The organism is Dyella caseinilytica (assembly GCF_016865235.1).
Classification (GTDB): Bacteria; Pseudomonadota; Gammaproteobacteria; order Xanthomonadales; family Rhodanobacteraceae; genus Dyella_B; species Dyella_B caseinilytica.
The window spans coordinates 4244194-4264905 of sequence record NZ_CP064030.1 but is presented as its reverse complement, the minus strand read 5'-3'; the positions used below and the strand labels follow the sequence as shown (position 1 = coordinate 4264905).

The following is a 20712-nucleotide window of genomic DNA, read 5'->3' as shown; positions in this document are numbered from 1 at the left end:
TCTCCCCCGAGGGGAGAGGGAGAAGGCGCAGCCGTCAACAAATTGACGATGCACCTGTCATCCACGTGATGTCGGGATTCCGTCCCGACGCGCCGGTATAACGTCGCGCCCGTCGGTCTTGCGCCCATTCAGAGGCCGCAAGTGGCCGCGTTATGCGGTTCCTGGTCGTGTCCGACCCGTGGCATACAACTTGCTCATCACTCTCGCATGCAGTGTTGCTGCGGGGATTTCGTCATGAGCTTTAACCTTCTCGACAACGTATTCGGCTTGAGCAGTAAAGCCCTGGAGCTTTGGCAGAACCGCTCCGAAGTGCTTGCGTCGAATATTGCCAATGCGGATACGCCGAACTATCAGGCGCGCGATATCGACTTCCGGCAGGCGCTGCAGCAGGCCAGCGGCGACTCTTCCGATCTCCAGCTCAGCACGCCGACCGAAGGACAGATCAGCCCGTCCACGCAGTCCGCCGATCAGCTCAAGTATCGCGTGCCGCTGCAGCCGAGCATGGATGGCAACACTGTCGACACGCAAGTGGAGCAGGCATCGTTCGCCAGCAACATGGTGCATTACCAGTCCAGCCTCAGCTTCATCAATAGCACGATCCAGACGCTGCGCCTGGCCATCAATGGTGGAGGGCAAAGCTGATGTCCTTGATGAAAATCTTCGATACCGCCGGTTCCGGCATGGCCGCCGAATCGCTGCGGCTCAATACCGTCGCCAGCAATCTGGCCAATGCCGACAGCCTCAGCAGCAGCGCCGATTCGGCCTACAAGGCCAAAGAATTGTTGTTTGCGCCGACGCAGGAAAGCGATGGCTTGTCCGATTCACAAGATGGCGAAGTCAACAACGGCGTGCGCATGGTTGGCGTTTCCGAAAGCCAGCAGCCGGTGGAAACGCACTATGAGCCGGGCAATCCGATGGCCGACGAGAACGGCTATGTGTACGGCAGCAACGTTAATCCCATCGATGAACTGGTGAACATGATTTCTGCATCGCGTTCGTACCAGAACAACGTCGAAGTCATGAATACCACCAAGCAGCTGATGATCAAGACCATTGATCTTGGCAGCTAATCCGGAGTCCATCCATGTCCGCCGTAGGCAGCAGCACCAGCAGTTCTTCCGTCACCGGTCTTAGCCTGACTGGCAGCACCGTCACCAGCACGCCGACCGGCTCGACGATGACGCAATCCGATTTTCTGCAATTGCTCACTACGCAGTTGCAGGACCAGGATCCCACGCAGCCGATGGACAACTCGCAGATGGCCGCCGAACTGGCGCAGTTTGCGACCTTGTCCACCGACCAGAACATCTACAGCACGCTGCAGACGATGAACAGCAGCATCAGCAGCAATGCGCAGACCTCGCAGGTGCTCAATGCATCCAACCTGGTCGGCAAGCAGGTGCTGGTGCCATCGAGCACGCTCGACTACAGCGGCAGCGCAGTCAATGGCGCCGTGAACGTCACCACGGCTGGCGACACCGTGGTCACCATCAAAGACAGCAACGGCAACACCGTCAACACGCTCGACCTGGGGACCCAGTCGGTGGGATTGGCGCAGTTCAGCTGGAACGGCACGGACAGCAATGGCAATGCGGTTGCCAACGGCACTTACACCATATCGGCCAATAGTGGCGGTAACTCGACGGCGCTGACCACGTACGCGTCCGGTGCGGTGACGGGTGTCGGCTATGGCGGCAGCAGCACGGGCACGTATGTGCAGGTGGCGGGCGTCGGCGGCGTGCCGCTGAGCCAGGTGGCACAGATCAACTGACGTCGGCGGCACTCCCCGACATCGCACTACTGAGGAACAAAGCATGGCTCTCAATCAAGCGCTAAGCGGCATCAATGCGGCCGAGGACCAACTCAACGTCATCTCCAACAACATCGCCAACGCGGGCACGGTCGGCTTCAAGGGCTCGACCGCGCAGTTCGCCGAGGTTTACGCGGTCACGGGGCTCAACCTGAGTTCGGTGACCACGGGCAGCGGCGTCGAGATGACGGGCACCGAGCAGCAGTTCACGCAAGGTGACCTGGAAACCACCAATGGCAGCCTGGATATGGCGATCAGTGGCAACGGCTTCTTCGTCGTCAACAACGGCAGCGGCAACCAGTACACCCGCGATGGTGCATTCACGGAAAACAGCGCTGGCTACGTCGTGGACGCCAGCGGCGGTTACCTGCAGGTGTATCCGCCCAATGCCTCGGGCACCGGCTTCAACACCAGCACGCTCACCAACCTGCAGCTCAATACGGCGCAGAGTGCGGCGACGCCGACCAGCACGATTACCATCAGCTCGAATCTCGACGCTGCTGACACCCTCCCGACCGATACGCCGTTCAGCCCCACCGATACCAACAGCTACAACAACGCATCGACGCTGAATGTCTATGACTCCCAGGGTGGCTCGCACACAGCGACGATCTACTACGTCAAGACGGCCAACAACACCTGGAATGCCAATCTGTATATCGATGGCAACAGCGCCGGCACGGCGACGATGACTTTCAACAGTTCGGGTGCGCTGGTGTCGCCGGCAAACGGTGACCTCAGCTTCACGCCGACGCAGCCTACCAACGGTGCGACATTCCCCTCACCGATGACGGTGAATGTGACCAATACCACGCAGTTCGGCACGGCATACGCGCCGGGCACTATCAACCAGAACGGCTACGAAGCCGGCGTGCTGGAGAACGTGGAAATCGGCACGGATGGCACCGTCACGGCGATCTACTCCAACAACCAGACCACGCAGCTGGGCCAGATCGCGGTGGCCAACTTCTCCAATTTGAACGGCTTGCAGCAGGTGAGCAACAACAATTGGGTGGCCACGCAATCGTCAGGCACGGCGGTGCTCGGCTCTGCGAGCAGCGGCCAGTACGGTGATATCGAACAGGGTCAGTTGGAAACGTCCAACACGTCCGACACGACCGCGCAGCTGGTGAACATGATTCAGGCACAGCAGAACTACGAAGCCAATTCGCAGATGCTGGGCACGGTCAGTTCGCTGGATCAGGCGCTGTTCCAGGCGGTTGATCGCGGCTAATAGGCGCTGACCCATGGATCGTTCCGTCTACATCGCAATGACCGGCGCCACGCAAACCATGCGTGCGCAGGATGCCGTCAGCCACAACCTGGCCAACGCATCCACCGTCGGCTTCAAGGCCGAGCTGAGCGCGTTTCAGAGCGTGCCCGTGCTCGGTCCCGGTGCCAACACGCGCATCAACGCTGTCGCGCAAGGTGTCGGTGCCGACGAAACACAGGGTTCCATCCAGCACACCGGCCGCTCGCTCGATGTTGCAGTGAACGGTCCGGGCTGGGTCGCCGTGCAGGCCGCTGACGGTACTGAGGCCTATACGCGTGCGGGCAATTTGCAGCTCGATGCGGATGGCAATCTCACCGATAGCCGTGGCAATCCGGTGATGGGCACGAGTGGTCCGATCGACATTCCACAAAGCTCGAAGATCTCTGTTGGCACGGACGGCACCATTTCTTCCGTGCCGATGGGGCAGGGACCGGACACCATCGCGGCGGTGGGTCAGATCAAACTGGTCAATCCCGATCCGACGCAAATGAGCGAAGGTTCGGATGGCCTGATGCACATGAACGATGGCAGCACAGCCGATACCGACAGCACCGTGACGATTACCTCGGGCGCGCTGGAAGCCAGCAACGTCAACCCATCTTCAGAGCTGGTGAAGATGATCTCGCTGTCACGCCAGTACGAAATGCAGGTGCGTTCGATCAAGACGTCTGAAGACGATGCGGACGACAGCAGCAAGCTTCTGCAGGCCAGCTAAAGGACGTGACCATGTTTTCACTATGCCGTAAATCTCGCCCCGCTGCTGTCATTCCCGCGAAAGCGGGAACCCATCTTGCTCTTCCTCAAGAGAGTGAAGTGGATTCCCGCTTTCGCGGGAATGACGGCAAGGAACGCACGGCGCCATGGCAAAGATTTATCACTGAATGACCAGAAGCTATTCGGAGTAAAGCGATGTTCTCCTCACTTTGGATTGCCAAAACCGGATTGGATGCGCAGCAGACGGAGATGGATGTCATCTCCAACAATCTTGCCAATGCCAGCACCACCGGCTTCAAGTCTTCGCGCGCCAACTTCCAGGATCTGATGTACCAAAACGAAGGCCAGCCCGGCGGTCAGACCACGGAGCAAACCCAGACACCCAGCGGCATGTTGTTGGGCACCGGTGTGAAAGTGGTTGGCACTGAAAAGCTGTTCACGCAAGGTGCCATCACGCAAACCGGCAATTCGCTGGACGTAGCCGTTCAAGGCAACGGTTTCCTGCAGGTCACCATGCCGGACGGCACCATTGCGTACACGCGCGACGGTTCGCTGCAAGAAGATTCCACCGGTCAGTTGGTGACTTCCGATGGCTATCCGGTCACCCCGGCGATTACCCTGCCGACCAACGTCAACAGCGTCACCATCGGCACCGATGGCACGGTAAGCGTTACCAGCAACGGATCTACCAAGCCCACCACGATCGGTACGATCCAGCTTGCCAACTTTGTGAATCCCGCCGGCCTGGAGTCGATGGGACAGAACCTTTATCTGGAAACCGAATCCAGCGGCACGGCGCAGACCGGACAGCCCGGCGTCAACGGCATGGGCACGCTCTCCCAAGGCTCGCTGGAATCTTCCAACACCAACGTGGTGGAAGAGATGGTCAACATGATCCAGGCGCAACGCACGTACGAGATGAACTCCAAGTCGATCAGCGCTGTGGACGACATGTTGTCGTTCGTGATCCAACATACCTGAGTAGTACTGTCATGCCGAATTCACATCTGTATGCGCGTCTCATTTCTGCTGCATGGCTTGTCGCGATGCTGGCGGGCTGTGCGGGAATGCAGGAGCGGCAAAAGAAGGAAGATGCCGAATGGGCTGCCACGGCGCCGGTCACGCAGCCCGCACCGGTGGCTGCCGATGGCTCGATCTACCACGACATGCAGAACCTGGAGCTATTCAATGATCCACGTGCGCATCGTGTCGGCGACATTCTGACCATCAACCTGGTCGAGGCCATGCAGGCCAGCAAGACCTCGGAAACCACCACCAGCAAGACCGACAAGAACACGCTCAATGCGCCGGAAGTGCTGGGTCATACGCTCAGCGTTAAAGGTGGCAACACGGCGGATTCGAATCTCAATTCGGCCAATAGCTTCGACGGCACGGGCAGCAGCACGCAGAGCAATCAGCTCACCGGCGAGTTCACGGTGACCGTGGCGCAGCGGCTTTCCAACGGCAACATGCTGGTACGCGGCGAGAAGTGGCTGACGATTAACCAGGGTCAGGAGCTGATTCGTCTTTCCGGCATCGTGCGTCCCGAAGATATCGCCCAGGACAATTCTGTCGATTCCACGCGTGTGGCCGATGCGCATATCACCTACACCGGCCGCGGTGTGCTCAACAGTGCCAACCAGCAGGGCTGGCTGGCGAGGTTCTTCAATTCCAAGTGGATGCCTTATTAATGCGCGCCGCTACGCATTTTGCTTTTGCTCGTCATTCCGGCTTTGGCCGGAACGACGGTTTGAAAGTTGAGGTACAACAATGAACATTGCGTGGTTGAAGAAATCATCGGTAACGTGCCTGCTTGCCGCGCTGATTGTCTCGTTGACGCCAGTGCAGACAGCCCACGCCGACAAGATCCGCGACCTGGTGCAGGTCGCCGGCGTGCGCAGCAACCAACTTGTCGGTTACGGCTTGGTCGTTGGCCTGGATGGCACCGGCGACCAAACCACCCAGGCGCCATTCACCACACAAAGTCTGGAGAACATGCTCAAGCAATTCGGTGTGTCGATTCCCACGAACACCGGCACGCAGCCACAGCTGAAAGATGTGGCCGCCGTCACCATTACCGCCGAACTCCCTCCCTTTGCCAAGCCCGGCCAAGCCATCGACGTCACGGTGGCATCGATCGGTAACGCCAAGAGCATTCGCGGTGGCGAATTGTTGATGACGCCTCTGCGCGGCGCGGATGGCAATGTCTACGCCGTCGCGCAGGGTAGTGTGGTCGTTGGCGGTGTCAGCGCGTCAGGCCGCAGTGGCTCCAGCGTGCAGATCAATATCTCCGCCAGCGGACGTATTCCCAATGGCGCTTCGGTCGAGCGCGTGGTGCCCAATTCGTTTGGTAGCGCGGGTGATCTGGTGCTGGACTTGAACACGGCCGATTACGTCACGGCGGGCCGCATTTCCGATGCCATCAATCGTCTTTATGGTGCGGGCACAGCACGCCCACTCGACGGCGGTTCCGTTTCGGTACGCGGCCCGGTCGATCCCAGTCAGAAAGTGGCTTGGCTGGGTGCGATCGAGTCGCTTGACGTGGAGCCTGGCGATGCGCCAGCGCGCGTGATCGTCAATTCGCGTACCGGCACCGTGGTCATCGGTTCGGATGTGCGCGTGAGCGCCGCGGCCGTTGCACATGGTTCGATCCAGGTCACCATCAGCGAACAACCGCAGGTCAGCCAGCCCGGGCCTTTCAGCAACGGCCAGACCACGGTGGTGCCGAACAGCCAGATTTCGATCAATCAGCAGGGCGGTCACATGTTCAAGTTCGGTCCCGGCGTAAGCCTGGATTCGATCGTGCGTGCGGTGAATCAGGTCGGTGCGACACCGACGGATCTGATTTCGATTCTTGAGGCGCTGAAGCAAGCCGGCGCCTTGCATGCCGATCTTGTGGTGATCTGACATGGCCGATATCGGTAACGCCGCAGCGCAGAGCCTGAGCACCTGGACCGATCTGTCCGGGTTCAGCGCCTTGCGCCATCAGGCCGAAACCGATCAGAGCGCCACGCTGCCGGCGGTAGCAAAGCAGTTTGAATCGATGTTCACGCAGATGCTACTGAAGTCGATGCGTGACGCCAGCTTCGGCGATCCCTTGTTCGAGAGCCAAGCCACCGACGAATGGCAGGATATGTACGACCAGCAGCTCTCGTTGAACCTGTCGCAGCACGGTAAAGGTCTGGGTATCGCCGACATGCTGGTCCGTCAGCTCGGCGGACATAACAGCGGCGAGCATGGTGACAAGCAAGCCGGTGCCGTCAATGGCGCCGGACTCGTCGATACGTGGAAACAGCGCCTCTATGAAGTCGAGGACGCAACACGCTCGGCAGGGCGCGCGGCGATGTCCTGGCTGCCGGCTGATGCCGAAGCCTTCGTGCGTGAGTTGGCGCCGCAAGCCAGCATCGTGGCCAAGGAGCTGGGTTTGTCGCTGCGTACCGTGCTGGCGCAAGCTGCATTGGAAACACAGTGGGGCAAACACATGCCCACGCAAACGAACGGCAGCAGCAGCTTCAACTTGTTTGGCATCAAGGCCGGCTCAAGTTGGGGTGGGCCGCGTGTGACCGTGCCCACGGTGGAATACGAAGACGGCATTGCCGTGCGCAAGCAGGCACAGTTTCGAGCCTACCGATCCACCGCCGACTCGCTGGCGGACTATGCCGACCTGATCGGCAAGGATCCCCGTTACGCCGAGGCCCGTGGCCGCGGCGACGACGTGCTCGGCTATGCCCGGGCATTGATCGAGGGTGGTTACGCCACTGACCCGGAGTACGCGGGCAAAGTGGCGGCGATTGCCAACAGCGCCATGATGCGCGACGCGCTGGATGCGCTTAAGAAAACCACCTCCCTGCCGACACCGTGAGCGTACCCATGACGATCGCGTGCACCCGGCCTCGCCATTAAGGATTGCTCCATGTCCAGTATGCTCAACATCGGCATATCCGGGCTCACTGCGGCCCAGGTCGCGCTGAGCACGGTCAGCAACAACATCGCCAATGCCAGTACCAGCGGTTACAGCGAGGAAAGCGTCCAACAGGTCGAAACCCTCGGGCAAAGCAATAGTCAGTACACGCTGGGCGGCGGTGTCGATGTGGTTGCCGTGCAGCGCGCTTACAGCCAGTACCTGACCAGCGCATTGTGGAGCAGCAACACCAGCTTGCAGGGCGCGACCACCTCGAGCAATCTGACCAGCACACTCAACAGTCTGTTGAGTGGCAGCGGCAATCTGCAGACCGCACTGGACAATCTCTACAGCGGTTTCAGCAACGTCGCCAATTCGCCGTCCTCCTCGTCGGTGCGACAGGCAACGCTGGGTGACGCTTCCTCGGTGACCAGCGTCTACAACACGCTCGGGCAACAGCTCAGCCAGCAATCCACCGAGGTCAACGAGCAGATTGGCGATTCGGTCACCAGCATCAACAACCTGACCACGCAGATCGCTGCGCTCAATCAGCAGATCATGGGGGCCGGCGCGAATGGGAATCCCAACAGCCTGCTCGACCAGCGCGACCAGTTGGTGCAGGAATTGGCGGGATACACCGGCATTTCGACATCGACCAACAACGGCTCGGTCAGCATCTACACCTCTTCGGGCGATACCCTGGTCAGCGGCACCTCATCGTATGCCCTGTCCTCGGGTGCCAACCAATACGATCCAAGCAGCACCGACGTCCTCGACAGCGCAGGCAATGACATCACATCGCAGCTGAGCGGAGGCACCCTGGGTGCCTTGATCAATTATCGCAACACCGTACTGGAGCCCGCGCAGAACGCCTTGGGCCAGTCGGCGATCGCGCTGGCTTCCAGCGTGAATGGACAGCAGGCCGATGGCCTGAATCTCAATGGCCAGCAAGGCCAGGCGATCTTCAGTGTCGGCTCGCCGACCGTGCTGCCCTCCAGCAAGAATGCGGGCAGTGCGAGCGTCAGCGCCTCGATCAGCGATGTTTCGCAGCTCACGACGTCCGATTACATTCTTTCGTATACAGGTGCCGGCACGGGGACCAACGGCTGGAGCCTGAGCACCACTGGCGGACAAAGCGTAGCGCTCACGGCGAATTCCAACGGCACTTTGTCGGCGGATGGCTTGACCTTCAGCGTATCGGGCACCGCGCAGACCGGTGACAGTTACGAGATCGAACCTACGCGCAATGCGGCCACGTCGCTGTCGGTGAGCATGACTGATCCCAGTGGTATTGCCGCGGCGGCGGCGTTGACTGCCACGGCGTCCACCTCCAATACGGGTACGGCGACGGTAGGTTCTGTAAGCGTCGCCAACTCGAGCAATGCGAACTTGCTGTCCGGCGCGACCATCACGTTTGGCGCCGGAAGCAGTTACACGATTACCGATGGCGCTGGTAACACCACCACCGGTACGTACACCGCTGGCCAGCCAATCACGGCCGATGGCTGGAGTCTCAGCCTCAGCGGCACGCCGGCGAGTGGCGACAGTTTCACGGTAGCCGCCAACACCAACGGCTTGGACGACGACACCAATGCCCTGGCGCTGGCTGGATTGGCCAATGTCGGCGTGTTGAATGGCGGCCAGACTTCCGTGGTGAACAGTTACGCCAATCTCACGACGCAAATCGGCGACGCGGGCAGCCAGGCCAGCTCCAACCTGACGACGCAAACCAGTCTGTATAGCGAAGCGGAAAGCAACCAGCAGAGCCTCGCAGGCGTGAATCTCAACCAGGAAGCGGCAAGTCTGGTGCAGTACCAACAGGCTTATCAGGCGTCGGCGCAAGTGATTTCGACCGCCCAGCAATTGTTCAGCAGCCTGATCACCGCGATTGAGGAAGGCTAATTATGTTGCGCATTTCTACCGCCTGGATGTATCAGCAATCGGTCAACACCATGCTCAATCAGCAGGATGCGTTGGACGAGAGCGAAAACCAGGTCAGTACGGGCAACGCCATCAACGTGGCGTCGGACAATCCGACGGGTGCTGCGCAAATCGTCGGGCTCAATCACATCCTGGCCCAAAACACGCAATACGCCAGCAATATGACCGCCGCCAATACGCGGCTGTCCACGGAATCGAGCACGCTCAGTTCGGTCAGCAATCTGCTCAACAGCATCAACGACGTTGGGCTGAGCGCCATGAATGGCGCCATGTCCAGCAGCGATCTGAACAACATGGCCACCGAGCTCGAGCAATACCGCGATCAGCTGGTACAGCTTGCCAACACCACCGACGCCAATGGGCAAGCCTTGTTCTCCGGCACCAGCACCACGACCACGCCGTTCGTCACGAACAGCACCACTGGCGCGATCACTTACACCGGTAACGATCAGCAGTCGTACTCGTCGATCGGTACGGGTTTGCAGATTGCCAATGGCGATCCCGGCAGCTCGGTCTTCATGAACATTCCGGCCGGTAACGGTTCCTTTGTGACCGCTGCCGGCGCCAGCAACACGGGCACTCTGGTAGTAGGCGCCACCAGTGTGACCGACACCAGTGCATTCCAAGCTGCCACGGCGTCGGGGCCGATCAACGACACGATTACCTTTGGCGCGAATGGCACCTACGCGGTCACCGATGCCGCGGGTAATCCGGTCGATGACAGCAGTGGCAATCCGATCACCGGCACTTACACCGCGGGCGGCGCCATCAGCTTCGATGGCATGTCCATCACCATGAGCGGCACGCCGGCTTCAGGCGATACGGTCAACGTCCAATCCGATACGGCGTCGAACACGCAGAGCGTTTTCACGACGATCAATAACATGATCACCGCGTTGCAGAGTGGTGAGAGCAGCACGGCGCTCAACAATACGCTCAATGGTCAGCTGCAATCCCTGAACCAGGCGATGAGCAGCGTCTCCAACACGGAGGTGGCTGTTGGCAGCCGTATATCGACTCTGCAACAGCAGCAAAGCAACTACTCGGATCTCAGCGTGACGTACCAGAGTGCGTTGTCGGACGTGCAAAACGTGGACATGGCGACAGCCATCAGCAATCTGTCCTTGCAATCGACAGCCCTGCAGGCTTCGCAGCAAGTATTCGCCAAGATCCAGGGCACAAGCCTGTTCGATTATCTGCAAGGCTGATCGGTCCGTTCATACATTTGCGAGAGAAAGCTATGTTGCGTCAAATCGTCAAAGACTATGAGCTGATCGATCCCATCATCAACTCAACCCTGCAGCCCGGCGGCGAATCGGCTTCGCCCAAGGAGCTGATCTTCCACATCATGAAAGACAATGCGGCGCCGATCGAAGTACTCGATATCGGCTTCGGCAAAGGCCATCTGGGCGAAATGATCAAAGGCAGTCCGCAAACTGCTCATTGGTCGGTGGATGGTGTGGATGGCTTCGAGGGAAGTTGCAATCATCCGGCCCTGTTCCAGCGGAAGGTCTATCGCCATATATGGCATGGCTTGGCGCAGTCGGTGCCTTCGGACCGCTTCGCCAAGTACGACATCATCTGCCTGCTGGATGTGATCGAGCACATGACGGCGGAGACAGCCAAGTGGTTGCTGCGCACCTTGCTCTCGAGCATGGGCGAAAACTCGCTGCTGTTCGTCAGCACGCCGCTGTGGTTCTATCCGCAGCACAGCCAGCAGAGTGGTGACTTGGAAGAGCATCTGATTGGCGTGCCAGCCAGTTCGATGATGGCGTTGCTACCCCTGATGTATGCCATGAATCATCCGCTGATCGGTGGTTTTGTGCTTGGCAAGCGCAGTCTCGATTTCATTGAATTCTTCCATCCGACGACAGACAAAACCTTCTCCTACGAGAAGGGCATGTACGTCGCCAACGCCATCAATTTTCAGTGCGTGCCGGGGAAGTTCTTCAAGCTCTCATAGCGCCAAGCTGTGCGTGAAAAGCGATTGAGGCCAGCTGTGTACTTCTCTTTTGGCCCCTGCTTACCTTTTCACGTACTGCCTTACATGGAGTTACCCAGGATCAATCCGCTGGTCGATCCAATCTCGACTGCCACCTCCCGTGCCAAGGTCGCAGCGATCTTGGCGTCCAGGACACCCGCTTTTTCATCGGCCAATAACTTGTCGAGGGATAACCGGTCCAGCATGGCCAGCGTGTGGCGCAGGCCGTGCGAAGCGCACAGAGCGGGCGCAAAGCCCTGACCGTAGATGATCCGAAAAATCCGGATCGGCACGTCTCCGTGTTTGTCCTCGATTTCACGCCCCTTGAAGCCCTGACGCAGGCATGCGTGTGAAGTGGCTCTCTTGCCCATGACATCCCCCTGATTTTCACGGCTCAATCAGTGTGCCGCATCTACTCCCATACATAAGCCGTGCCAGAAGGCCCTTCGAATCAGCCACTTGGTGACATTTTGCCGATTGTCACGATGCAAATGGAAAACCGGCCGCCGCTATCGTCCAGGGATTTATGCTGGAAAATGCTTGGCGGCCCGTAGGCGCGATCGCGAAAGAATGTCTACTTAAGGGATGGCTGCGACAGATGAGGCGTTCGAGGCCTTTCTGAATCAGGCCAATGAGCCGTAGGAGGAAAAACAGGCCTTTTTAGGTCAACCTTGTGCACTTGGTGACCTGGCCGGCATCGCGCAGATGCGGATGCCGGCCATGGATGCCATGACGGTTTGGATGCAACCGTTCTCAGTGATTGAAGTAATGCGGCTGGTCGAGGTCGTGAATCAGACCGGGCTGCTTCGGGTCCCAACCAAGCTGATCCCGCGTCCACTGACTCGATGCGGGGTTGTCGAGTGCGGCGAAATGGGCGAACCAGCCGAAGTGTTCGGCTGCTTCATCGGGCGTTTTGCTGACAACAGGAGTGTTCAGGTAACGGCCGATCAGTGCGGCGATATCCCGGAACGGCACACCCGAATCGGCAACAGCATGATAGCTCGCTCCGGCCTTTCCTTTTTCCAACGCAAGCCGGAAAAGATGTGCGGCATCGAGGCGGTGTACGGCAGGCCAGCGATTGAGCCCATCTCCCACATAGGCGGAAACGGCTTTTTCACGTGCGAAATCGATAAGACGGGGCACAAAGGCGTGATCACCCGCGCCGTGCACCGATGGCGGAAGGCGCACGACGGATACGTGGATGCCGCGCTCGGCCTGCACCTTTGCCTCTTCTTCCGAGGCGACGCGAGGAATCGGGCTGGATGCAGCCATGTGTTCTTCGGCAAGACGAGGTGCAGCGACCAGCCCCGTGCCAGAGGTGACGATCAATGGACGCTCGGAGCCGGCGAGTGCGGAGCCGAGCGTGGCGATCGCTTGGCGATCAATTTCACAATTGGCGGCGAACTGGGTGAAGTCGTGGATGAAGGCCGTGTGGATCACGCCGTCCGCCGCCGCGGCGCCACGGCGTAAACTCTCAGGATCTTCCAGCGAACCGCGATGTACTTCGGCGCCAGCCGCGGCAAGCGATGCAGCATTGGCGTCCGAACGGGCAAGACCAAGCACCTTATGCCCAGCCGCTATCAATTCATTAACAACGGCGGAGCCAACGAAACCAGTGGCGCCGGTAACAAAGACACGCATGTTAGAGTTCCTCAGTGGATCCATAGACCAGTACGGATGATCGATTGAGGCATGCACGTCAAAAAGCCGAAACGTTATACCGGTATCGCGACTAACAGGCTGAAAGTAACAGGCTGACCATGTCCACCACAGAAGAAAACCTCCTTGGTGCGTTCCTGAAGGATCGCCGCGCCAAGCTCAATCCCACCACTTTCGGCTTTACCGCCACGCGCCGGCGCACACCCGGTTTGCGCCGTGAAGAAGTGGCGCAGCGCGCCAATGTCAGCGCCACTTGGTACACGTGGCTGGAACAAGGGCGTGGTGGTTCGCCATCCAGCGAAGTGCTGGAACGCCTCGCGCGCGCGTTGGCGCTTACGTCGGTAGAGCGTGAACATCTCTTCGTGCTGGCGCAACATCGTCCGCCGCAGCTGCGTTACGAGGTGACGGAAACCGTAACGCCGCAGCTTCAACGCGTGCTGGACGCCCTGACATTCAGTCCGGCCATCGTGAAAAATGCGACGTGGGACATTGTTGCGTGGAATCGCGCAGCGACAGCCGTGCTGACTGACTATGCCGCAATCCCACCTGAGCAACGCAATGTGCTTCGCCTCATGTTCCAGCGTCGTTCCCTTCGCGCAGCGCAGGCCGATTGGGAAGGTGTCGCCCGATTTGTCGTAGCGGTATTCCGCGCAGACACGGCGCGTCTGGGGGTTACCGAACGCGTCAAGTCGCTGGTGGAAGAGCTTTGCCAGACCAGCCGGGAATTCGAAGCCATGTGGCGCGACAACGATGTGCGCGCCTATGGCGAAGGCAAAAAATTCCTGCATCACAAAACACTCGGTCGCATAGCGTTGGAGTTTTCGGCCTTTGCCGTTGATCGCCGGCCCGACCTCGGCATGGTGGTCTACAACCCCGCCACGCCGGATGATGCGGAACGTATAGCCACGCTGATCCAATCGCAAGCGGCACAGCGTTAAGTGGTAATATTGCAAGTACGTCGATACGCTTTACACGCCAGAGGCGGAGAATAAATCAGAAGTTCTTCAGTAAATGTTGCCGTATGTGATCACGCTCGATCGAGCGAGTAATGCTGGTAACCTCGTCGGCAGGATGATCCTCGGTGCATGTCGGGATTGGTCCATCATTTGAAGTCACCGTGCATTTTTTTTTGACAGTAACGGAATAATCTAAACAATAATATATAAATTATAATAGTAGAAATTAAGCTTATGGTCACGCCAACCACCATGTCAAAAAGATCAATATCATGAAATCCTAGGGCATGGGAAACGATGAGTGAGTAATGTTGATTCCATGATTGTATAAAGAGTAGAGGTGTGCAGATGTATCTTGTAGACAACAAAAATAGGCAAAAGAAAAGAAGCGCCTTAGAGAGGCTGCGGACAAGAGGTGCCATATGTAATTACCTCAATCCAGCCGTATGCTTTCAATCCAGAATTGCCGGCATAAATGACATTGGTGTGCAGTAGCGCTCTGCGAACAGTCTGAAAATCAGAATAGCTTGATAGCGTAATGCATCCCAGCGAATGTCCGCCGCCGCCAATTGGATGGAGCCGAAAATTGCCGCGCCTAACACCATTTACCCACGTATAGTCGTCAATCATGCCATCGTCTCGATATAAGGCAAACCATTCCGAGTGGTGGGATGGGACTCCTCTAGCGCTGTTCCAAGTATCTTTAGCCCAAGCTAGTGCTTTGGACTTGGCGCCGCCAGCAGGGCGATCCACGATCCAGTACCGGCCTGCAGGGATTGGTCCATTATCTGGAACGGCTGTACATCCGCCCCGATTACGATAAATGCCATCTCCTGAGAAAGCGGGAAAAGATCCGATTCCAAACATAGATAACATCGCGAGAGGCTTGTTGTCGACAATAAATTTTCCCTGCAATGCCACTGGATATCTTTCCCTTTAATTACCGTTCGTTCCATGCGTCGGTGAACTTGATGTTCCCATCTGCGTAATGCCACGTGATGCGCTCGTACATCAGCGAAATCGATTCAACATGGTTGGTTTCGGCCATCCCGGCGATTTTGATATTGGGCATGCCGGGGTTGATGCCGGTGACTTTTATGTTTTCGAGAAGCATCGTGAAATACACTTCTTCCCTACCCGCATTGTTAATTCTGTACCACCGCAGTTCCGCCGATTTTAGCGTCTGACCTTTCGCCACTGCCCTGTAAAGGTAGGGCGAGGACGCATCAAATTCTTTCTCTAGGTTCATTGGTGAGTGCAAGCGCGTACCGGTAATTTTCCCGTCACTACCATTCACGGGAAGATTCAACCCGTGGCTAAAGCCAATCACCTCAATGCTGCCCACCCGCCCCACGACCGTCGAAGATCCCTTGATGTCTGCGCCGCCATCATCTTTCAGCCAAAGGTATGCAGGAATTGCCATTATTTTTCTCTCCCGTGAGGTGCATTCTTTCGGGTACGGCAAAGATGACGGTTATCCCGTCTGATGAGTATCAGGTATATCCGGTCGTGATCTAGGCGAAGGCCGCCCCGTGCCTCCACTTTTGTCTTGTGCCAGTGGCGCGACTTACACATGGCTTACCAGTTGCACCCATCAAAAAGCGGAACTTCGTTACTGCAATGCAGGGCGAGGTAACCCATCATCTGTCAGTGGCGTGTAATCGTAAACATCCCGCGCTGTGCAGTCCTTGCGCGGCGGGTATTCCATAAACAAGATGCGCCGCTTGTGTTGTGCACTTCTGTTTGGATAGTCGTTCCACAGTTATGCTTAAAGCGAAGTTGGCCACTCAGCGCCGTCTCCTGGGATTAAAGGGAGAAAATCGTCGTCATCAATCCAGCTTCTGCCAGATCACTTCACCGTGCGCCCTTTCGGCAGCATCGCTACAGGGCTTGGCAACCGTGTACGTGAACTGGTTGCCGTTGATGTTGCCGTAATGCGCATTGCTGTCCAACGACGCAGTGCGATATTCCTCCGGCGTGCCTTTCGACTTGCAAAAATCCAAACGCTTGCGCAGCAGGGCCAAAGCCGCTGCGTACCGACGTCAAGTTCGCTGCACAGGGTTACCAGCCCGATCACAGCAGCCAAAAATCGAGTCTATCGGGGACGGTGGCCGGTCACTTTCGAGAAGGTGGCCAGAAATGATCTTGTGTGTCTTCGACCTTCATGATCTTCCATGTATCGCCGTGCTTTCGCAGGAAGATGACCAAATTCGATTTGGTTCCAGCGATGCCGAAGGTGGCGAGGATCACAGCCACATCGTCAAGCATTACGGCTGGGCGGATCACCGTGTGACTATTCCAATCCGGCGGATCAACATCTTGCACCTTCATGAAATAGTCCGAATCACCTGGCAACTTGTCGTGCTTAGCATCGTCGCGTAATGCATCGACAGTTGTTTTCTCGACGTAGATGTAAATGTGATCGTCGAACAATACATCTTTAAGCTGGTCTACCTGTTTGATATACCACGGATAAAACGCCTTCACATCAGCTTCGGGTGTGGCGTAATCCTGAGCTGCTGCAGCCGACGGGTGCAACGTGCAAATCAGCAACAGCACCAGGCCTATCGAAGATAGTTTCTTTAACATACGATCCCTCAATCGTGACGATAAATCTTGTACGCCGGGCGTGCACTTCTGTATTCCGGACCAGGATAGAAACCTTCGGGACCGATTTTCTGCTTAAAGTCGGACACCCATTGTGTCCCATCGAAAATAGCCATGTGTCCGTCATCATGACCAGCGACGGGCTGAATTACGGCGACATCCCCTTTTTGAAATGCGCTGGTGTTTACTTCATAAAATCCAGCCGCTAAGAGGCTTGGACCATAGTCCTTCGCGCTTCCCGTAGTACTAAGTTGAATGCCTCCCCACTCAATAGCCCTACGCGCATAGGCAGCACACCGCCTTCTGCTGCCGGTTTCAGCATGGCTATCTGCGTAATTGGCTGCGCCGACTTTGTCATAAGGCATTGCTTTCGCTCTTGATCCAGGCGGATTTTCGAGCCTATTTCAATCACGCGGGCGAATACTGTCAGAATAATCGGGCCTGACAGTCGCCGTATAAGGCAGGACACTCGTAAGAGCAGGCTTACAAGGTGCGAGTCCTGACTCAGATGAAGGATGAAGAGCCGCCCATGGATGCCTACTGGTCAGGCGGGCATTCCTGTGCTGGATTGCACCAAGACGCGACGAACCTGGCGTCGGTGCTTAGTGGCTTTGGTTTTTGGTAAGTAGCTCGTTGGCATTTAGTACCCAAACGCCGTCAAAGCAGGATCGGTCAGAAGGAGCCCGTCCATGCGTCACTGGCTGTACATGGCATGCGCCATCATCACGGAAGTCATCGGCACGCTGGCCATGAAATACGGCCACAGCCACAACGCCCATCTGCTGGGACTGGGCGTGATGTATGTGATGCTGGTGCTTTCCTACACCACGCTGGCCTTGGCGATAGCACGCATTCCATTGGCCGTGGCCTACGGCGCGTGGGAAAGCCTCGGGTTGGTGCTCATCACGCTATGCAGCGCATGGCTGTTTGCGGAAACGCTAGGCGTGCTGAAAATCGTGGCGATCACCGTGATCATCGCCGGCATTGTGTTGTTGGAACACGGCACCGAGGAAAAGCCGCATGCCAAGGGCGCGGGAGGCAGTCATGCTGCCTGACTTCGCGCCTATCCATTTGCTGTATCTGGCCATCGCTATCGCGCTGGAAATCGCCGCCAACGTGCTGATGAAATGTTCCGAAGGCTTTAGGCGGAAGCTGCCCGCCGTCACCGCCATCCTGTGCGCGCTGGCTGCGTTTACGGCGTTGAGCTACGCGATCAAGGGCATTCAGCTTTCGGTGGCTTACGGCATTTGGGGTGGCGTGGGGTTGATCGCCACGGCTATCTTCGGCATCACCTTGTTCGGCGAACGCCTGCGGCCGACGGGCTGGCTGGGGCTGTTCCTGATCATGGCCGGCGTGGTGCTGTTGAAGTTCAGTTGAGGCGGAATGTCGTACTTCCTTACGACTTCTTCATCGTCGGATGGGCGGGCAAGGGCGGATAGATGGCCAGGCCGGATGGCGCCTTTTCACAAATACAACACACTTCACGATTTGCCATGAATCTTGACGGCGCCTTGAGTACAATTTGACGCGGCTAAATCATTGATGCGCTTAGGATCGTGGCACCACGACGGGGATCGGACGAAGCGGTCCGACTCACGCCGAATTCACACCCGGAATTGTTCCATAATCCATCGCATAACAAGGCTCATTTGGTAACCACGCGGCGGGCACACACAAGCTGTTCGATAAGGGGCGCGAGCATGGCAAAGGTATCGTGGAAAAGCGAATGGCTAGCGCAGATCGGCGTTGCTGTCGGATATGCGTTGCTATATGTCGCTATTCACCCGCTCTCGACATCGCATTGGCCGATTCATGCTGGCGTGCGCCTCGCTTGCTTGCTGCTGCTGCCTTATCGCTTTTGGCCGGCATTGCTTATCGGCGAAGCTGTGCCAAATTTTTACGAGGTTTACCCGTGCTTGGATTCTCTAGGCCGGACGTGGGTGATTGTTAAATCCATCCCACCTTTACTTCCAATCATGCCTATCGTGTGGTGGTGCAGGGAGAGAATGCCGCCTTTCCCGGCCAAACATTTCGTGGATATCAAGGCATTGCTTGTTTGTGTCTTGCTGTGTTCCGTTGGGGGGATGATATACAGCACGACTGCATACGCTGTAGCCATTCCGACTCATGCTCGGTCCGTCAGTAGCGTTCCCATCGCGTCGATCTGCTTCCTGCTTGGACCCTATTTGGCCATATTAACCGTAGTGCCATGGGCGGTAATGGCGAAGCTTGACTATCGTACGGGACATTTTAAAGAACAAGTGCGGCAGATAGTGTCGAGCAGGTTATTCCTCGATACGGTCGCTTTGTTGATTCCTTCCATTCTTATCCTTGCGTGGTTGAAGCATGTCGTAAAGGAGCCGCTCGACGAGATCGCCTCGCTCACCATGTTCATTCCCATGGCATGGCTAACGCTTAGGCATGGTTGGCGTGCGGCAGCGGTAAGCGGAACTATTGCGATCACGTGTATCTGCCTGCCGATTCCCCTAGAGGACAGCCTTGATCCCAAATCCTATGCGACGATGGCTTTTTTGGTCATTGGCGTCACCAGCTTGTTTGTGTTGGGCGCCCGAATCAGTGCTCAGCTGATGCAAGAGGAAAAAGAGCGGCAGAGCGCGCTGAATGTGCAGCGTTTTGCAAGGCAAACGATGCAGGTCGGTGAACAGCGCATGCGGCAGACATCGCAAGCGCTGGAGTATCTGGCAGGTACGCTCCATGTGACCAATAGTCGTCTGCTTGAGCAGATGCGCCGCATTGTGCCGAATATTGAAAGTCATGCGTTCTACAAACAGGTGATGGCGGCGCAAACACAGGTTTATCAGCTTGCGGAAAGCATGCATCCGGTGGCGTGGCGCGAGCGCGGATTGCCAGCGGCGCTTAATGACACGGTGGCGCGCGCGCTTGATGAGGCTGGCGTTGCCTATCGCTGCGAAATAACCGGGCGCGGTTTTACGCGCTTGGAGCCATCCGTGCTCACCGCGACCTATCGGGTGGTGTGCGAAGCCATTGTGTACGTTACATCGCGCCTAGCCTGCAACAGGGTCAGGTTGGTACTTCGTGGCGGTGAAACCCATGGCAAGCGCTGGGTCGTGTTTCGCGTGGAAGGCGTGCTTGATGATACGGGTGTTGCCAATGCTGTGTATTTCTCGGACGAACGACAGCGCCTTGCGACAAAGCTGGGTGCAAGCGCGCTGGAATTGCCGGAGATGCGCGACCACGTGAGCATCTTCGATGGTGTGCTCCACATGCGTACGCCCAAAGGTAAGCTACAGCTCACTGCTTTGTTGCACGATGTGCCGCAAGAGGCGCAGAGGCCGGCGACCGCCCCCGCTCCCCTGCGCCTATGGGTTAAGTAGCTTCAATAATTACGCACCGCCACCGCCGCTGCACAGATCCGGACAGGCTTGCATTTGCGCGCTGACTGCGTTGAATTGCGTGGTTCCGTTGCTTTGCGGCGTCGCAGTCACTGTCGTGGTGCCATCGTTATAGATCGTCTGTGTCGCTGAACTGGACGACGAAGTCGCTGAGGTCGTCACGTTCTGCGAGTCGACACCCACCGGAAGCACCGACGTCGAGCCATTGGCCACGCCCACCGCTGCGTGTACGGTGCCATTCAAATCATTGACCTGGACGTACTTCACACCGTTGAGGACGAACACGTAGACGTGCCAGTTCGGGCTGCTGCTGAGGTCGGCGGCGTTTGGCCAGGCTTGTCCCAGGCCGGTGGCAGGCGTAGCGGTCTGGGCATAGCCGGTGGAGGCTACGCAGAGGGCAATCAGGCCGGCCAATGCGGTTTTGTGGATGAGTTGTGCTTTCGTACGCATGGGGTTTCCCCTAGAAATGGTAGTGGCCTACCGGAAGGAGAAATGT

At 57.6% G+C, this 20712-nt stretch carries 24 protein-coding genes; 16 read left to right on the top strand and 8 right to left on the bottom strand.

Annotated elements, in window-relative coordinates:
- Positions 1-234 precede the first annotated feature (234 nt).
- From flgB to ISN74_RS18725, 12 genes are all read left to right on the top strand, one after another.
- A complete protein-coding gene (gene flgB / locus ISN74_RS18780) occupies positions 235-642 on the top strand; it encodes a flagellar basal body rod protein FlgB (RefSeq protein WP_188795311.1) in 408 nt (135 codons plus the stop codon).
- Positions 642-1070: a flagellar basal body rod protein FlgC gene (gene flgC / locus ISN74_RS18775; protein WP_188795309.1), complete on the top strand. Its 429-nt coding sequence runs from the start codon at positions 642-644 to the stop codon at positions 1068-1070. The genes flgB and flgC overlap by 1 nt, the downstream gene beginning before the upstream one ends.
- A 14-nt stretch (positions 1071-1084) precedes the next feature.
- Positions 1085-1771 (top strand): flagellar hook assembly protein FlgD, encoded by a 687-nt coding sequence (locus ISN74_RS18770; protein ID WP_188795307.1) that lies wholly within the window; start codon positions 1085-1087, stop codon positions 1769-1771.
- 43 nt (positions 1772-1814) lie between these two features.
- Complete coding sequence (locus ISN74_RS18765; protein WP_188795305.1) at positions 1815-3044, top strand: flagellar hook protein FlgE; 1230 nt, start codon at positions 1815-1817, stop codon at positions 3042-3044.
- 13 nt (positions 3045-3057) lie between these two features.
- The gene (gene flgF / locus ISN74_RS18760) at positions 3058-3798 is read left to right on the top strand and encodes a flagellar basal-body rod protein FlgF (RefSeq protein ID WP_188795303.1); all 741 of its coding nucleotides are present in this window, start codon (positions 3058-3060) and stop codon (positions 3796-3798) included.
- Between the two features lie 194 nt (positions 3799-3992).
- Positions 3993-4778 (top strand): flagellar basal-body rod protein FlgG, encoded by a 786-nt coding sequence (flgG, locus tag ISN74_RS18755; RefSeq protein ID WP_188795301.1) that lies wholly within the window; start codon positions 3993-3995, stop codon positions 4776-4778.
- Between the two features lie 11 nt (positions 4779-4789).
- Positions 4790-5488, top strand: a complete 699-nt coding sequence (flgH, locus tag ISN74_RS18750; protein ID WP_188795299.1) for a flagellar basal body L-ring protein FlgH — start codon at positions 4790-4792, stop codon at positions 5486-5488.
- 79 nt (positions 5489-5567) lie between these two features.
- The gene (locus ISN74_RS18745; protein WP_188795298.1) at positions 5568-6704 is read left to right on the top strand and encodes a flagellar basal body P-ring protein FlgI; all 1137 of its coding nucleotides are present in this window, start codon (positions 5568-5570) and stop codon (positions 6702-6704) included.
- A gap of 1 nt (position 6705) precedes the next feature.
- A complete protein-coding gene (flgJ, locus tag ISN74_RS18740) occupies positions 6706-7659 on the top strand; it encodes a flagellar assembly peptidoglycan hydrolase FlgJ (RefSeq protein ID WP_188795296.1) in 954 nt (317 codons plus the stop codon).
- 51 nt (positions 7660-7710) lie between these two features.
- Positions 7711-9600, top strand: a complete 1890-nt coding sequence (gene flgK, locus ISN74_RS18735; RefSeq protein ID WP_188795294.1) for a flagellar hook-associated protein FlgK — start codon at positions 7711-7713, stop codon at positions 9598-9600.
- Between the two features lie 2 nt (positions 9601-9602).
- Positions 9603-10847 (top strand): flagellar hook-associated protein FlgL, encoded by a 1245-nt coding sequence (gene flgL / locus ISN74_RS18730; RefSeq protein WP_229678852.1) that lies wholly within the window; start codon positions 9603-9605, stop codon positions 10845-10847.
- A gap of 32 nt (positions 10848-10879) precedes the next feature.
- The gene (locus tag ISN74_RS18725) at positions 10880-11602 is read left to right on the top strand and encodes a class I SAM-dependent methyltransferase (protein ID WP_203546651.1); all 723 of its coding nucleotides are present in this window, start codon (positions 10880-10882) and stop codon (positions 11600-11602) included.
- Positions 11603-11682: 80 nt separating this feature from the next.
- On the opposite strand, the gene ISN74_RS18720 is transcribed toward ISN74_RS18725, so the two are convergent.
- Positions 11683-11991, bottom strand: a complete 309-nt coding sequence (locus ISN74_RS18720) for a hypothetical protein (protein WP_188795292.1) — start codon at positions 11989-11991, stop codon at positions 11683-11685.
- Between the two features lie 382 nt (positions 11992-12373).
- The gene (locus tag ISN74_RS18715; protein ID WP_188795290.1) at positions 12374-13261 is read right to left on the bottom strand and encodes an SDR family oxidoreductase; all 888 of its coding nucleotides are present in this window, start codon (positions 13259-13261) and stop codon (positions 12374-12376) included.
- A 119-nt stretch (positions 13262-13380) separates the two neighbouring features.
- Between ISN74_RS18715 and ISN74_RS18710 the strand changes: the two genes are divergently transcribed.
- Complete coding sequence (locus ISN74_RS18710; protein WP_188795288.1) at positions 13381-14217, top strand: helix-turn-helix transcriptional regulator; 837 nt, start codon at positions 13381-13383, stop codon at positions 14215-14217.
- Positions 14218-14628: 411 nt separating this feature from the next.
- Here the strand turns inward: ISN74_RS18710 and ISN74_RS18705 are convergent, their stop codons facing one another.
- From ISN74_RS18705 to ISN74_RS18685, 5 genes are all read right to left on the bottom strand, one after another.
- Complete coding sequence (locus tag ISN74_RS18705) at positions 14629-15156, bottom strand: DUF2778 domain-containing protein (RefSeq protein ID WP_188795286.1); 528 nt, start codon at positions 15154-15156, stop codon at positions 14629-14631.
- 19 nt (positions 15157-15175) lie between these two features.
- Positions 15176-15658, bottom strand: coding sequence for an Hcp family type VI secretion system effector (locus ISN74_RS18700; protein ID WP_188795284.1), 483 nt, complete (start codon positions 15656-15658; stop codon positions 15176-15178).
- A gap of 406 nt (positions 15659-16064) precedes the next feature.
- Positions 16065-16259 (bottom strand): hypothetical protein, encoded by a 195-nt coding sequence (locus tag ISN74_RS18695; protein WP_188795282.1) that lies wholly within the window; start codon positions 16257-16259, stop codon positions 16065-16067.
- A gap of 91 nt (positions 16260-16350) precedes the next feature.
- A complete protein-coding gene (locus ISN74_RS18690) occupies positions 16351-16824 on the bottom strand; it encodes a DUF3828 domain-containing protein (protein WP_188795280.1) in 474 nt (157 codons plus the stop codon).
- 8 nt (positions 16825-16832) lie between these two features.
- Entirely contained in the window at positions 16833-17207 is a 375-nt protein-coding gene (locus ISN74_RS18685; RefSeq protein WP_188795278.1) for a CHAP domain-containing protein, read from the bottom strand.
- 324 nt (positions 17208-17531) lie between these two features.
- On the opposite strand from ISN74_RS18685, the gene ISN74_RS18680 reads away from it, so the two are divergent.
- The 3 genes from ISN74_RS18680 to ISN74_RS18670 all read left to right on the top strand — a co-directional run bounded on the left by ISN74_RS18680 (position 17532) and on the right by ISN74_RS18670 (position 20198).
- The gene (locus ISN74_RS18680) at positions 17532-17897 is read left to right on the top strand and encodes an SMR family transporter (protein WP_188795276.1); all 366 of its coding nucleotides are present in this window, start codon (positions 17532-17534) and stop codon (positions 17895-17897) included.
- Positions 17887-18219: a multidrug/spermidine efflux SMR transporter subunit MdtI gene (gene mdtI / locus ISN74_RS18675; RefSeq protein WP_188795275.1), complete on the top strand. Its 333-nt coding sequence runs from the start codon at positions 17887-17889 to the stop codon at positions 18217-18219. The genes ISN74_RS18680 and mdtI overlap by 11 nt, the downstream gene beginning before the upstream one ends.
- A gap of 323 nt (positions 18220-18542) precedes the next feature.
- On the top strand, positions 18543-20198 hold the full coding sequence (locus tag ISN74_RS18670) for an MASE1 domain-containing protein (protein WP_188795273.1): 1656 nt from the start codon (positions 18543-18545) through the stop codon (positions 20196-20198).
- A gap of 9 nt (positions 20199-20207) precedes the next feature.
- On the opposite strand, the gene ISN74_RS18665 is transcribed toward ISN74_RS18670, so the two are convergent.
- A complete protein-coding gene (locus ISN74_RS18665) occupies positions 20208-20666 on the bottom strand; it encodes a hypothetical protein (RefSeq protein WP_229678850.1) in 459 nt (152 codons plus the stop codon).
- Between the last annotated feature and the right edge of the window lie 46 nt (positions 20667-20712).

What these genes read in the sequence shown, in the direction of transcription:
- flgB (WP_188795311.1), top strand. Translation starts at nt 235, where the DNA reads ATGAGCTTTAACCTTCTCGACAACGTATTCGGCTTGAGCAGTAAAGCC.
- flgC (WP_188795309.1), top strand. Translation starts at nt 642, where the DNA reads ATGTCCTTGATGAAAATCTTCGATACCGCCGGTTCCGGCATGGCCGCC.
- ISN74_RS18770 (WP_188795307.1), top strand. Translation starts at nt 1,085, where the DNA reads ATGTCCGCCGTAGGCAGCAGCACCAGCAGTTCTTCCGTCACCGGTCTT.
- ISN74_RS18765 (WP_188795305.1), top strand. Translation starts at nt 1,815, where the DNA reads ATGGCTCTCAATCAAGCGCTAAGCGGCATCAATGCGGCCGAGGACCAA.
- flgF (WP_188795303.1), top strand. Translation starts at nt 3,058, where the DNA reads ATGGATCGTTCCGTCTACATCGCAATGACCGGCGCCACGCAAACCATG.
- flgG (WP_188795301.1), top strand. Translation starts at nt 3,993, where the DNA reads ATGTTCTCCTCACTTTGGATTGCCAAAACCGGATTGGATGCGCAGCAG.
- flgH (WP_188795299.1), top strand. Translation starts at nt 4,790, where the DNA reads ATGCCGAATTCACATCTGTATGCGCGTCTCATTTCTGCTGCATGGCTT.
- ISN74_RS18745 (WP_188795298.1), top strand. Translation starts at nt 5,568, where the DNA reads ATGAACATTGCGTGGTTGAAGAAATCATCGGTAACGTGCCTGCTTGCC.
- flgJ (WP_188795296.1), top strand. Translation starts at nt 6,706, where the DNA reads ATGGCCGATATCGGTAACGCCGCAGCGCAGAGCCTGAGCACCTGGACC.
- flgK (WP_188795294.1), top strand. Translation starts at nt 7,711, where the DNA reads ATGTCCAGTATGCTCAACATCGGCATATCCGGGCTCACTGCGGCCCAG.
- flgL (WP_229678852.1), top strand. Translation starts at nt 9,603, where the DNA reads ATGTTGCGCATTTCTACCGCCTGGATGTATCAGCAATCGGTCAACACC.
- ISN74_RS18725 (WP_203546651.1), top strand. Translation starts at nt 10,880, where the DNA reads ATGTTGCGTCAAATCGTCAAAGACTATGAGCTGATCGATCCCATCATC.
- ISN74_RS18720 (WP_188795292.1), bottom strand. Translation starts at nt 11,991, where the DNA reads ATGGGCAAGAGAGCCACTTCACACGCATGCCTGCGTCAGGGCTTCAAG.
- ISN74_RS18715 (WP_188795290.1), bottom strand. Translation starts at nt 13,261, where the DNA reads ATGCGTGTCTTTGTTACCGGCGCCACTGGTTTCGTTGGCTCCGCCGTT.
- ISN74_RS18710 (WP_188795288.1), top strand. Translation starts at nt 13,381, where the DNA reads ATGTCCACCACAGAAGAAAACCTCCTTGGTGCGTTCCTGAAGGATCGC.
- ISN74_RS18700 (WP_188795284.1), bottom strand. Translation starts at nt 15,658, where the DNA reads ATGGCAATTCCTGCATACCTTTGGCTGAAAGATGATGGCGGCGCAGAC.
- ISN74_RS18690 (WP_188795280.1), bottom strand. Translation starts at nt 16,824, where the DNA reads ATGTTAAAGAAACTATCTTCGATAGGCCTGGTGCTGTTGCTGATTTGC.
- ISN74_RS18685 (WP_188795278.1), bottom strand. Translation starts at nt 17,207, where the DNA reads ATGCCTTATGACAAAGTCGGCGCAGCCAATTACGCAGATAGCCATGCT.
- ISN74_RS18680 (WP_188795276.1), top strand. Translation starts at nt 17,532, where the DNA reads ATGCGTCACTGGCTGTACATGGCATGCGCCATCATCACGGAAGTCATC.
- mdtI (WP_188795275.1), top strand. Translation starts at nt 17,887, where the DNA reads ATGCTGCCTGACTTCGCGCCTATCCATTTGCTGTATCTGGCCATCGCT.
- ISN74_RS18670 (WP_188795273.1), top strand. Translation starts at nt 18,543, where the DNA reads ATGGCAAAGGTATCGTGGAAAAGCGAATGGCTAGCGCAGATCGGCGTT.
- ISN74_RS18665 (WP_229678850.1), bottom strand. Translation starts at nt 20,666, where the DNA reads ATGCGTACGAAAGCACAACTCATCCACAAAACCGCATTGGCCGGCCTG.